The sequence below is a fragment of the Arcobacter sp. s6 genome (assembly GCF_040884245.1).
Lineage (GTDB): Bacteria > Campylobacterota > Campylobacteria > Campylobacterales > Arcobacteraceae > Aliarcobacter.
Genome location: NZ_JBEVTN010000001.1, coordinates 66,620 through 79,988, shown reverse-complemented (window position 1 = coordinate 79,988; position 13,369 = coordinate 66,620). Strand labels below are relative to the sequence as shown.

At 26.7% G+C, this 13,369-nt stretch carries 11 protein-coding genes; 6 read left to right on the top strand and 5 right to left on the bottom strand.

Features of this window, described 5'->3' with window-relative positions; genetic code table 11:
• Window positions 1–17 precede the first annotated feature (17 nt).
• The 3 genes from ABVS04_RS00375 to ABVS04_RS00365 all read left to right on the top strand — a co-directional run bounded on the left by ABVS04_RS00375 (window position 18) and on the right by ABVS04_RS00365 (window position 4,230).
• Window positions 18–1,979, top strand: coding sequence for a TonB-dependent receptor (locus ABVS04_RS00375; protein WP_368028664.1), 1,962 nt, complete (start codon window positions 18–20; stop codon window positions 1,977–1,979).
• 308 nt (window positions 1,980–2,287) lie between these two features.
• On the top strand, window positions 2,288–3,841 hold the full coding sequence (locus ABVS04_RS00370) for a PepSY-associated TM helix domain-containing protein (protein ID WP_368028663.1): 1,554 nt from the start codon (window positions 2,288–2,290) through the stop codon (window positions 3,839–3,841).
• Complete coding sequence (locus ABVS04_RS00365) at window positions 3,835–4,230, top strand: hypothetical protein (RefSeq protein WP_368028662.1); 396 nt, start codon at window positions 3,835–3,837, stop codon at window positions 4,228–4,230. The genes ABVS04_RS00370 and ABVS04_RS00365 overlap by 7 nt, the downstream gene beginning before the upstream one ends.
• 78 nt (window positions 4,231–4,308) lie before the next feature.
• Here ABVS04_RS00365 and ABVS04_RS00360 read toward each other — a convergent pair whose 3' ends face one another.
• From ABVS04_RS00360 to ABVS04_RS00340, 5 genes are read right to left on the bottom strand one after another with little or no spacing between them, the layout of a single operon-like run.
• Window positions 4,309–6,369 (bottom strand): TonB-dependent receptor plug domain-containing protein, encoded by a 2,061-nt coding sequence (locus tag ABVS04_RS00360; RefSeq protein WP_368028661.1) that lies wholly within the window; start codon window positions 6,367–6,369, stop codon window positions 4,309–4,311.
• Between the two features lie 11 nt (window positions 6,370–6,380).
• Window positions 6,381–7,358: an ABC transporter substrate-binding protein gene (locus ABVS04_RS00355; RefSeq protein WP_368028660.1), complete on the bottom strand. Its 978-nt coding sequence runs from the start codon at window positions 7,356–7,358 to the stop codon at window positions 6,381–6,383.
• A gap of 36 nt (window positions 7,359–7,394) precedes the next feature.
• Window positions 7,395–8,636, bottom strand: coding sequence for an NnrS family protein (locus ABVS04_RS00350; RefSeq protein ID WP_368028659.1), 1,242 nt, complete (start codon window positions 8,634–8,636; stop codon window positions 7,395–7,397).
• Window positions 8,633–9,382 carry an ABC transporter ATP-binding protein gene (locus ABVS04_RS00345; protein ID WP_368028658.1) on the bottom strand — a complete coding sequence of 250 codons (750 nt, stop codon included), beginning with the start codon at window positions 9,380–9,382 and terminating at the stop codon, window positions 8,633–8,635. The genes ABVS04_RS00350 and ABVS04_RS00345 overlap by 4 nt, the downstream gene beginning before the upstream one ends.
• The gene (locus ABVS04_RS00340) at window positions 9,373–10,152 is read right to left on the bottom strand and encodes an ABC transporter permease (protein WP_368028657.1); all 780 of its coding nucleotides are present in this window, start codon (window positions 10,150–10,152) and stop codon (window positions 9,373–9,375) included. Before ABVS04_RS00340 ends, ABVS04_RS00345 begins: the two co-directional genes overlap by 10 nt.
• Window positions 10,153–10,258: 106 nt before the next feature.
• Between ABVS04_RS00340 and ABVS04_RS00335 the strand changes: the two genes are divergently transcribed.
• The 3 genes from ABVS04_RS00335 to ABVS04_RS00325 all read left to right on the top strand — a co-directional run bounded on the left by ABVS04_RS00335 (window position 10,259) and on the right by ABVS04_RS00325 (window position 13,297).
• Window positions 10,259–10,894 (top strand): Crp/Fnr family transcriptional regulator, encoded by a 636-nt coding sequence (locus ABVS04_RS00335; RefSeq protein WP_368028656.1) that lies wholly within the window; start codon window positions 10,259–10,261, stop codon window positions 10,892–10,894.
• Between the two features lie 214 nt (window positions 10,895–11,108).
• Complete coding sequence (gene hemP / locus ABVS04_RS00330) at window positions 11,109–11,243, top strand: hemin uptake protein HemP (protein ID WP_368028655.1); 135 nt, start codon at window positions 11,109–11,111, stop codon at window positions 11,241–11,243.
• Window positions 11,244–11,323: 80 nt separating this feature from the next.
• Window positions 11,324–13,297: a TonB-dependent receptor gene (locus tag ABVS04_RS00325; RefSeq protein WP_368028654.1), complete on the top strand. Its 1,974-nt coding sequence runs from the start codon at window positions 11,324–11,326 to the stop codon at window positions 13,295–13,297.
• Window positions 13,298–13,369: the final 72 nt, after the last annotated feature.

The following is a 13,369-nucleotide window of genomic DNA, read 5'->3' as shown; positions in this document are numbered from 1 at the left end:
TTATAAAAAGGTTAAACATGAAAAAAAATAAAATATTATTAAGTTCACTAGCTGCGTTAGTTATATCAACAAATCATTTAAGTGCAGAGGAAACAACTTTATTGGATGATGTAAATGTTTGGGAAACTCAAGTAGTTAGTTCTTCATTAAATTTAGGTAAAGATACAATTGAAACTAGACAAGCAGATCATTTAAGTGATCTTTTAAGGGATTTACCAGGTGTTGATGTTGGTGGAAGTCACTCTATGAACAATAAAATAGTTATTAGAGGTGTAAAAGATGAAAATCTTGACGTTAGAATAGATGGTGCAAAACAACCAAGTGTTGATATGTTTCACCATCAAAGTACTTTAAAACTTAATCCAGATATTTTAAAAAAAGTAAATATTGAAGTTGGAGCAAATTCAGTTGTACATGGAGGACTTGGCGGTTCACTTGAATTTGAAACAAAAGATGGTAAAGATTTATTAGAAGATGGAAAAAATTTTGGAGGTATAGTTTCTACAAATTATAATAGTAATAAAAGTATTGGTGCTTCTTTAGCTCTTGCTGGAAAAGTAACTGATAGTTCAGATTTATTTGTTTATTACAGCTACGTTGATAATGAAAATTGGAAAACAGGAGATGGAACAAAAGAAGAGGGTAGAGATGGAGAAATCGATGATATTATTTTAAAATATGGTGTTGATATAGATGATTCTCAAAGAATATCTGTTACATATGATAAATTAACTGATGAGGGTGATTATTTACCTAGACCAAACTTTAGTACAGCTGCAAACGTTGCAATTGGTAGAGGTGATATTCAACCTACTGAATACGTAAGAGATACTTATACAATAAAACATAGTGTTGACAAAGGAGATGCTCTTCTTTTAAATACATCACTTTATATGAATAAAATGGATTTAACAAGAGAAGAAAATGGAGATAATAATAGAGGTGATGTTCTTAATGCAATAGTTGAAAATAAAGGATTAACATCAAAAGGACAAACAAATATTGAATCAGGTTCTATTTTAAATACTTTAACTTATGGTGCAGAATATGATCATCAAACAAGTGAAGTAACAACAGATGGTGTTGCATATGGAGAGGATGAGTCAGCAAAAACGATAGCTCTTTATATTGAGGATACAATTGATTTTGATAATGGTTTCTTAGTTACTCCTGGTGTTAGATTTACAAATTATAAACTTGATGGAATAGTTGGAGAATTTACTGAAAATGAGTTAACTTATTCTTTAGCAACAGAGTATGCATTAACTGAAAATCTTTCTTTATTAGCAAGTTATACAACACTTTTTAAAGGTGTTCCTATGCAAGAAGTTTTTGCATCATATAGAACTTGGTTAGAGGAAAATAATGATATTAAATCAGAAACAGGAAATAATAAAGAAATAGGATTTAGATATTTACAAGATAATGTTTTAGCAGCTGATAATATAGGTTTCTTAGTAAAATATTATGTAACAGATATGGATAATGATATTGGATATGATACTTCTTATAATATGGTAAACCTAGGTGAAACACAAACAAAAGGTGTAGAAGCTAGTTTTGCATATAACTTAAGAAAATTTAATGCTTTATTATCATATTCTCATATGGATTCAGAGGTAAAATATACAGGAGAAGCACTTGATGTACAAGCAGGAGATAAAATTAGTTTAAATCTAAATTATCAAGTAAATCCTGAACTTGAAGCTTCTTGGAAATCAATCTTAGTATTAGATGAACATGATGTTACATCTAGCAGTGGATTAGATAAAAAAGATGGTTATAATGTACATGATGTAGCACTTAATTATCAACCAAGTGCCTTTAAAGGTTTAAAAGTTATTGCAGGAATTGATAATATTTTTGATAAGCATTATGCAGCACATTCATCTTATTATGCAGTTAGTTCAAGATATGGTGATATGACAGATTATGAAGCAGGAAGAAATTTTAAAGTTACTTTAGCTTATAAATTCTAAAAGAAAAAAAATGATAAATAAATTTTATTTATATATAAATGAACCCAAAACCAAAATTGGTTGGGTTCATGGATTTTTAGCCTGTATAGGAAGTGCTGTTATAGCTTATTTAACTATGGCCTTAATTAGTTCAATTATAAATGCTGATTATGCTTTTAAAATAATTCCATCTATGATAGGCACTCCTATACTACTTTGCATTATAAGTTTTTGGCTTTTATTTTGTAAATCTTATTTCGAAATCATAAAAAAGATTTTTTACATGATAAGTCTGCTTTTATTCATATTTTTTATAAAAGGATTCTTTTATGCTTGAAAAATTGAATATTAAATACCTAATTCGCGCACATACGGTTATAGGCTTATTTTGTATATTTCTTTTTTATATAAGTTCATTTTTTGGTAGTATCACTTTTTTTTTACCTTATTTAAATCAATGGGAATTACCATCTACACACATAGAAAAAACTCTTAATTATACTTTTAATATTGATAATAAATTAAATGAAATAATCAATAAATACAAATTAGATGAGAAAAATATAGAAATAACACCACCATCTTTTAAAGATCCACGAATTAGTATCTCTTCAAAAGATCAATCAACAATTTTTTTAAATCCAAATACAAATGAAGAATTAGATACATTCTATGAAAATAACAGTATAGCTGAGTTTATAAATGAAATACATTTTGGAGAAAATATTCCTCTAATTGGAACATTTTTAATGGGATTAGCTTCAACTGCAATATTGTTTTTAATATTATCAGGCATTATTCTTTTTATTTCAAATAAGAAAAAAAGAAAGCAGAATCAAACACCTAAAAGATTTTGGTTTAAGTGGCATAGAAATTTAAGTTTAATTGTAATTCCTTTTCTTTTAATATTTGTAATTACAGGTGCTTTTATTGGTATGATGTTAAATACATCAACAATTTTTTCTTTAAATGCAACAGATTATAAAGAGTCTAATCTTAGAAAATTAGTATCACCAATATTATTTAAACAAAAAGACAATTTAGAAAAAAATGAAATAAATACACAAATGTTAGATTTATCAATTTTATATAAAAAAGCACAAGAAAATTATGAAAATCTAGAAATTAGAAAAATTAATATATATAACTATAATAAAGAGAACTCACAAGCAGTATTTAGTGGATATTTAAGAAATAATAGAGCATTAAGTGGAAATATAAATAGAATAAATATAACTTTAAATAGTACAAATGCAGAAGTTTTATCAAAAACATATTTAGAACAAACCCATGGAATCAAACAAACTTTGTCAGCCTTTTACTTTTTACATTTTATGCCAGATGAAACAATAGGTATGAGAGTTTTATTTTTTGTTTTAGGAGTATTATTACTTGTTAGTTTGGTTTTTGGATATTTACTTTGGGCACAAAAGAAATTACATAATATAGATGATTTTAGATTCTCAAATTTTATAAATAGAGTTATGTTAACTATTGTTTTAGCTTCATTCTCTTGTGTAGGGTATTTATTTTTTACTCACTATCTCATAGGTGATGAGTTTTTGCAAAAAGATTTATTTATAAAAGGAATGTTTTATATTATATTTTTTATGTTACTTTTTTATAGTTTTTTTGAAAATAAAGTCTCAAAAATAGTAAAAGTGAATTTATATTTAAGTAGTGTTTTTTTCTTTTTTTCAGTATTTATTCATGGATATCAAACACAAATGTTTATTTGGGATAGTTATGCAAAAAATATTGATGTTATTTTTTATGTGGATTTAATTTTGATTTTAAGTTCTATTATTTTATTTTTTACTGCAAAAAGAATAAGTTTAAATTTTATGAGTAATTTTGATTATGATAGGGGTTTAAAATGTTAAAGAAACTTTTTTTATTAAATATAATATTTCTTACTTTTTGTTTTTCCCATCAGCCAGAAAATGCCTTATTAAATATCTCAAATATTGATGAAAAAACTATTAAAATTGAAGTTTTGGAATTAAGAACAAAAAAAGAGATATTTTCAAATCAAGTTAAAATAATTTCATTAAAAAATGGAGAGATTTTAGATGAATTTTTATTATCAAAAGAGAATCAAATTATAAATATTCCTAAAGAGGAATATTCTATCTTAGTAAAAGTTGGTGATAATTTAATATATAAAAAAGATTCTTTTTATGAAATTTTTTTTATTTTAATTTGTAGTTTTATCTTTATTGTTTCAATAATATATTATTTATTAAGAATAGGAAAATATAGTAAAATTTAATTTTGGTTCTATAAATAAAATGAGCTATGGAATAATCAAAATCAATAGTCTGATTTTGATTATTTCTCTATTTTTGTACTAAAAAGTAATTCTAAGACCAGTGAAATAATAAGTTCCTACATTAGTACCTATTTCTTCATCAACTTCTTTATTAAAAATATTATCAATACCTACATAATATTCTACATTTTTATTTACTTGATATTGAGCACCTAAATCAACCAATGTATAATCATTTGTTTGTTCTGTATTAGTTGAATTTGTATATTGTTCTCCTATGTATCTAAGCATTAAATTTGTATTTAAATCATTAGTGATTTTATAATTTATATTAAATGAAGCAGAAATATCAGGTGTATAAGTTAACTCTTTTTTTGTACTCTCATCTTCAGTTTTTAAATATGTTGCATTTAATCCAAGATCAATATCTTTATTTAAGTCATAATCAAAAGATACTTCTGCACCTTTTATATCAACTTGGTCAATATTTTCTGATGTATAATATTTTGTTGCAGAATTTGAATCATTGTAAGATACTAAATCAATTTTATCTTTAACTTTATTATTAAAAATTGTAAATACAGATGAAAGATTTTCATATTTATTTGATAATGAAAGTTCAAATGTTTGAGATTGTTCAGGTTTTAAATCATAAGATTCAGTTTTTATAGTATTAATAACTTCAGAACCATATCTTTTAGCTCCCTTATAATACATAGATACAACATAAAGTTCAGCAATATCAGGAGTTCTATATCCTTGTGCATAATTAGCTCTAATACTTGTGTCTTCAGCTATTTTTTTTACAAGTCCTGCTTGAAGAGTAATTTTATTATCTGCATTTGAGATATTGTCATATCTTGTGCCAATTATTGCGTTTAATGTATCAGAGATTTCTATTTCATCTTGTATAAATAAAGATTTATAATTTACAACTTTTGTAATAAATTCACTAGATGATGCATCAGGATTAATTGCTCCTGAATCTCTAGTTTCTTTTCTATATTCAAGCCCTGTTGTAATAATATTTGAATCATTTAAAATATAAGTTAAATCTGATTCTAAAGTATCAATAGTTACATTTGCACTAAATTTAGTATTTGTTGCACCTGTAAAAGTTAAAGGATCTGTATAATTTCTTTTTTTATAATATGATCTATATATTTTTGTATTCATTGATAAGTCATCATTTATAAGATATTTGAAATCACTTGAAATATCTATTCTTCTGTTTTTGTCTTCTGAATTTACAGGAGTATTTGTAATTAATCCTCCACTTGTAGCTGCTGCATTTCCTAGGTATTGTCCTTCTCTATCTTCTGTAAAATAGCTTAAATCGAGACCGGCTGTAAAATTATCTGAAAAATCATATTCTAATCTTGTCCCAATAGTTTTAATTGTTGCTTCATCTTTGTAAGTCACATCATAGTTTCCAGAAATATTATCTAATGTATTTGCATTTAAATCTGCTCCAGAACTTGGATTAATAGCTTGTTGTGTATATGATTTATTTACTTTATAAGGAGTTGTATCATCAATAGAAGTATTAATTTTATATCTAAATTTATCTACACTTCCTCTATTTGTGAAGTTTATATTTTTATTTACAGCATCGCCATCACCATTTGATCCATATTTTAAATCTAATGTTGAGATATTTTTATCTATTTTTTTTGTAATAATATTAATTACACCACCAATAGCATCAGAACCATATAATGTTGACATTGAACCTTTTACTATTTCAATTCTTTCAATCATAGAAGCTGTTATTCTAGTCATTTCATATGGGCTTTCAGTTTCTCCTGATAGTCTTTTACCATCAATTAAAATTAGTGTTCCATTTGCTCCCATTCCTCTTAAAGAAATAGCTGCTTTTGAAGAAGCACTTGGATGTGGGAATCTTCCATATTGAGCATTTATAGATGGTATTTTTTCCAAAATCTTATCTAAAGTTGAAGCACCTGTTTTTTGAATTTCTTCTTCACTTATAACAATAACAGAAGCACTAACTCCCTCAATTGATTTTTCAGTTTTCGTAGCTGTTGTTACCATAACTTCTTCTAAAGCAGTATTTGCAAAGCTATTTTGAACTAATGCTAGACTTGTAATCGCAGATATCAAGACTAATTTTTTCATGTTTTTTTTCCTTATTTGTAATATAAATTTGTATCGGGAATCTTCCCACCTATTGATTTTGGTTCACTGTTTTTTAAGATATTAAAGAAAGATTCTAAATCTTCTTTTGCATCATTTGCATTTACACTTTCAAATGAAATATGTTCAATTGAGTCTGCTAAACCAGTTTCTTCTAACATTGGAAGCTCTTTTACTATTAATTTTGAAGCTTCAACAGGATTTTTCTTGTACCAATCAAGTGATTTTGAATACTCTTGTAAAAATTTATTTATTAACTCTTCTTTTCCTTTTGTATCTCCTATATAAGCTATTCCTGCTTGTGGTAATTTAGCTTTTGTTTGAAATAATTCTCCCCACTCTTTTTGTAAATCAACACTTCTATACAAATCAGGAGCAACAACACTTACAGGAAATGATTTCGTTTTTCTCAAAGCTATAGAAATAGCAGGTTCAGCTAAAAGTGCGTGATCAACTCTTCTTAAAATCAGCATTTGCATAGCATCAATTGGGCTTGATACATATCTAAAATTGAAATCTTTTTGAGGATCTAAACCATGTTTTTTGATAAGCTCTTTAAGAACAATATCAGGCATATCAGCTCTAAAAGGAACAGCTATTTCTTTTCCTTTAAAATCTTTTAATGATTTAAGATTAGGATCTCTGCTTATCATTCCTAATATTCCCCAAATAGATACATTTAATAGTTTTATATCTACTCCTTTGTTATATAAATTTGCAGCTACATTTGTAGGAAGTGCAATAAAGTTTATGTCTCCATTCAAAATCAAAGCTCGTAATTCATCTGGATTTTTCCAAAGAACAAACTCTATATTTATTCCCATATCTTTTAGAGATTTATTTTCTGCCATGTGAATAATAGGGTGAGATACACTTGCAAATGGGCCTGCTACTTTTATAGTAATTTCTTCTTTTACTTCATTTGCAAATAGTGCAATAGCCATAAATAAAATACTTAATATTTTTTTCATAAATTTTCCTTGTTTTTAATAGTTTAATTTTTTGTTTTAACCAGGTATTCCATCAGCTCTTTTATTAAGTAAATATGGGAAAAATATTTTCATATAAATAATAAATGGAATAGCCCATAAGATTGATGAACTAATATATGCCATCATTGTAAACTCTTCATAATACGGAATAAAACTTCTAATAAAAGTTGATAAAATGATTAAAATAAATCCTATGTTTAACCAAATATTTGTAAATAGTGTTCTTCCCGTATGAACAGTTGAAATAACTATCATAACTACGTAAAAAACCATTCCAAATACACCACTTGTAAGAAAATGTCGAAAGTGATTTAAAGCATAAAGGCTATCATTTAAATAATCAAATCCTAAAAAGCCATAAGCAACAGCCATCAAAATCAAAATACTCATTAAATAAATAATAAAAGGTTTAAATAAAATATTGTTATCTTTTAAAATAAAATCATTTAAGATATTTAAAATAGAAGCAGCACTTGCAAGTGCAAGATATGCTAAAATAGTATTTTGCGGGTAGAAAAATTCCACAAGTGTATAAAGAGTTACACAAAAAATTGCAAGATTGTATCTAGGAGGTCTTGCATAAAAAGTTTCATCAATTCCCTCATGTTCTAATAATTCATTTATAGCTTCCATATTAACTCGTCTAAGTGCTAATAAAATAAGTACCATAAATAATCCAAGTGATAAAAGCATGATAGAGTGAGTATCAAATGAGATTAAATTTCCAGCACTTGCAAAAAATAATACTTGTGCAAAAATCAAAGAAAAAAGTGAAAATCCAAGTGAGATATGTCTTTTTGTAACATCAGCAAATAATGGTTTGATTATAAGAGCTGTGATATAAATAAGTAAAGCTACATTTAAAAATCCAACAAAATAAATACCTAAATAATCCATAAACCAAAAGCCTATTCGTCCTGCTATCCATAACAAAATAATAAGAGCCAATTTTTTACCAATAATAGGAACAGTTCCTGGAAATAATTCAGGAGCACCTGTTAGAAAAAATGCAACAATTCCTGCGCTTCCAATTCCAAATATCATTTCATACATATGCCAATTTAAAATATTGTTTATAAAAGGAAGAGAAATATACCCCGCAAATGTTAAAGACCATAATATGATAGAAATCACTATATAAGGTGCAAGAACTAAAAACATAGGTCTAAAAGCATAAGCTAAATATGAAGGATATTCTCCTTTTGGATAGTGCGTGTAATGACTAGTTGCGTATTGTTTTTTTGTTTCTTCTATCATCTTAATTCCAATTCAAATGTATTTATAATAGTTTCATCACTTAAAAGTTTTGCTGTTTGTTCATAAACAAATTTATTATCTCTTTGTTTTTTAGGAAATTCAAAATTAAATTTTTTAATGATGTGCCCCACAGGTTCTGCTTTTAAAACAAGTATTTCATCACTTAATTTTATAGCTTCCATCAAATCGTGAGTAATAAAAAGCACACTTAGTTTTTTTTCTTCTATTTGTTCTATAAGTAAAGTTTGTAACTCTTTTTTTAATCCAATATCCAATGCTGAAAATGGTTCATCTAAAAAAAGTAAAGTAGGGTTTGTAACAAGTGCTCTTGCAAAAGAGACTCTTTGTTTCATTCCTCCACTTAAATCTTTTGGAAACTTATAAAAATCATCTTTTTCTAAACCAAATTTTAATGCAATTTCTTTTGCATCTTTCTCTCTTTTTTCTTTTGAAATACCTTTTGCTTTTAATCCTAAAGCAATATTATCAAGAACATTTTTCCATGGAAGTAGTCTTGATTCTTGAAAAGCAAAAGATGAGCTTGTAAAACTATTTTTTATTTTTCCACTTTCTAGTTTTAGTAATTTTGCACAAAGATGAAGTAGGGTAGTTTTTCCTCCACCACTTGGACCAACTATTGAAATAACTTTTCCTTTTTCTAGAGTAAAACTGACATCTTTTAAAATATCACTAAAACCAAAAGAGTGTGAAACATTTTGTACTTTTAATTCTTCTATTATCTCCATGATTCAACCTCTCTTTTTATAGGTTCTAAAATAATATATTCGATTAGAAGTAGAGTTGCTATCATAATTACAACAAGTGCTAAAGCTGTTGGCGTATCAAGTTGACTTCTAGCAATTGCTAAAGCTGAACCTATACCATCATTTGCTGATAATAATTCAGCCATAACTACAATCTTCCATGCCATTCCTAAAGCCCCAATCCAAGCTGGAAAAATATAAGAAAAAATATGAGGAAAATATAAATCTAATAGTTTCATTCTAAATGGAAGATGAAAACTATCAGCCATCTCTTTTAAATCTCCTTCAAGTGTTCTTGTTCCTTGTAGTGCTCCTATAAATATGATGGGAAAAGAAGCTACAATTACAGTAAAAATTACAGTCATATCTCCCATTCCAAACCAAATCATTGCTAAAACAATCCATGCAATTGGAGGCATTCCCATCAAAATAGTTACTATTGGTCTACTCATCATTGAAGTTGTTACAAATAGTCCTGAAAGTAATCCTAAAATAGTTCCAAATACTAAAGAAATAGAAAAACCAATAAGAGCTCTTTTTGTAGTAATTAATATTTCATTTATCATGTTTTCATCTTTAAGCATTTCAAAAAGTGTAGAAAAAGTCTCTTTTGGACTTGGTAATATCAGATTTCCATATATTTGATTTCCCATATCCCAAAATGCGAGAAACAAGAAAATAGATGCAATCGCACCCCAACCACTCCATAAATATGAAGGAAAATCTTTTATAATTTTTATGAAAAAGTTCATTATTTATAATCCATTTATATAATTTATGGAAGTATAATGAAAATGATAGTAATTATCATTGACTTAAGTCAATAATTCTTAAGAGTGATTAAGATAATATTTTCTTATGTATAACGAGATATTAAAAAAAATAGAATTTTTCAATTTATTAAGCGCAAATGAAATAGAGCAAATCAATAGTTCTTGTCAGATAATTACATTAAATAAAGATAATATACTTTTTTATGAGGGCGAAGTTGCTAAATCATTTTATATTTTACTTCAAGGAAATTTGAAGTTATATAAAATAGGAAGTTCTGGAAATGAGATTATTATGCATAATTTTACAGAACCTACAATACTAGCTGAAATGGCTACTTTTCAAAACTCAGCATTTCCTGCAACAGCTATAAGTACGTCTACATCGACAAAAGTTGCTATTTTAGAAAAAGAAATATTTATTTCTCTTTTACAAAATAATGGAAATTTATCTTTTCATATTATAGGTTCATTAATAAGTAAAATGAAAACTCTAGAACAAACTATTCATAAAAATTTGGTATATGATTCTGCTCAAAGACTCTGTTCCTTATTAAAAGAAAATCCTGAAATCTTAATTGAAAAAAAGCATTCTTTAGTTGCAAAAATATTAAATATGGCACCAGAAACACTTTCCCGAAATATAAGAAAACTTAGAGAAAAAAGCTATTTAGATCAAAACAATAATGTTATTAATGATTCTTTTGATGAATTATTGATATAAATTAAAATTCTTTCATATAAAAAATGATGCTTAAATGATAGTTTTTCTATAAAATTAAACTTTCAAAGTAACTTAGAAGTCCCATTATTATGTACTTAATGATAACAATTATCAATTTTATTTATAATTAAGTTTTTCTAGGTTAATATCCCATTAATATTTTGTTAACAATGGTTTACTTTTATTAACAAAATAAATTAAAATAGGTATTAAAGTGAAAGAAACAAAAGAAACAAAAATTGAAAGTAAAGATATTTTTCGAAAAGAAAAAAGCATTGAAATCAAACATGATGGTCAATCTTATTTTCTAAAAATCACAAAAGCGAACAAATTAATACTTACAAAATAAACATAAAATAATCTAGCCAGCAACAGTAAAGTTCTCCTACATATAGCCAGCCAATATTTTCAAAATTATAAGGAAACAAATTGAAATTAAAAATTGCAAAAACAGTTGCAGCATTATTGCTGGCTAATGTATCAGTTCTGGCAGAATCTACACACTTAGATGATGTAAATGTAAATACAACAACAGCATTTGATGCTCAAATTAAATCTATTTCTTCACAAGAATTAGAAGATAAGCAAGCAAGTGATGTGAAAGATGTTTTAAAATCTATTCCAAGTGTAGATGTATCAGGTGATGCTAGATATGCACAAAAAATATATGTAAGAGGATTAGATGATAAATCTTCAAATATTACAGTTGATGGTGCTAAAGTTGGTGGACAATTATTTCACCATTCAGGCGATCAAACAATTGATCCATCATTATTAAAAATTACTTCAGTTGAACTTGGCCCAAACTCTGCTTTAAGTGGTTCAGGTGTTATTAATGGTTCATTTGTTTATGAAACAAAAGATCCAAGTGATTTTTTAGAGCCAGGTGAAGTTTTTGGTGGAAAAGTTACTTTGGGTTATCAAAGTGGATATGAAAGAAAAACAGGTACAGTTGCAGTTTTTGGTAGAGTAAATGACAAGTTAGAATTTGTTGGAATGGGTACAATTTCAGATGATGGAACTTTACGAATAGGTGGTGGAGAAGAGTTTACTTCAAAAGAAAGTACACTAAAAAGTGGTTTAGCAAAAATCGTTATAAAAGCTAATGATTATAATACAATCAAACTTTCATATAATAAATATGAAGATGGTGGAGATAGACAACTTTCAGGTGAGAAGGTAGGAACTGATGATGAAGAAGATTATAACTCAATAACAAGAGATACTTTTAATTTAAACTATGAATATAAACCTGATAATGAGCTTGTAAATATAAAAGCAAATGCTTATTATAATGAGCAATATTTAACAAGAGAAGCTACAAGTGAAGCAACTTATGAAGAACCTGAAAGAGAATATAAAAATACTACTGTAGGATATGACTTAAGAAATACTTCTCTTAGTGGAATTCATAAAATTACCTATGGTACTGATTATACTCATGAAGAACAAGAAAGAAGTGCTGATGGATATAGAGTTTATACAACAGGTGTAACAGAAGATTTAAATATAAGTGGTGGTGAGATAGATAATAGAGGTTTATATATTGAAGATGAGATGGCACTAAATAGACTTACTTTAACATTAGGTGCAAGATATGACTATCATGAATTAGGTGGAATTTATGATGGAACTTTTAAAGAATTGTCTCCAAAATTAAAAGCAAAATATCAAGTAAATGATGAATTATCTTTAAAAACTGCATATGGACATATTTTTAAAGGACCTGCTCTTGGTGAAACAACAGCTTTAACTAGTACATCAACACAAGATGATGAAGTAAGTGCTCAAATTGGAAATAATTTTGAAGTAGGATTTGATTATAATCTAACAAATGCTTTAAATGCAGATTATTCAATCTTTGGATTTAATGTTTATAGATATAATGTAGATAACTATTCATATCCAACAAAAAACAATAGTCTAACTAGTGAAAGTGATGTTGTTATTTGGGGACTTGAAACAATGTTTTCATATGAAAAAGATAAATTTGGCTTAAATGCAAGTCATAGTTATACTGATGGAAAAGAGAAAGATTTAGAATCAGGAACTACATATGATCCTAAAGCAGCTCACATTCACCTATTTAAAATAGCTTTAAATTACCAATTATTAAAAGAATTAAAAGGAAGTTACTCAACTCAATTTGTACCAGGAAATTCATGGACTGAATATACATCATCTGCACTTGTAGAGTATGAAAGAGGTGGATATGCGACTCATGATGTAGATTTTACATATAAACCGACTTCTATGAAAAACACTACATTTAATTTTGGTGTTGGAAATATTTTTGATAAACATTATGTTAGTCATAATGGTTTTGGTTCTCAAAGCTCAAGTACAAACAGAAATTATGATGTAGGTAGAAACGTAAAACTTCAACTTTCATATAGATTTTAAAACAAAAAAAGAAGTAGAACTCACTACTTCTTTTTAATAATCACTATCGTTAATAAACCATTAAAATTCATT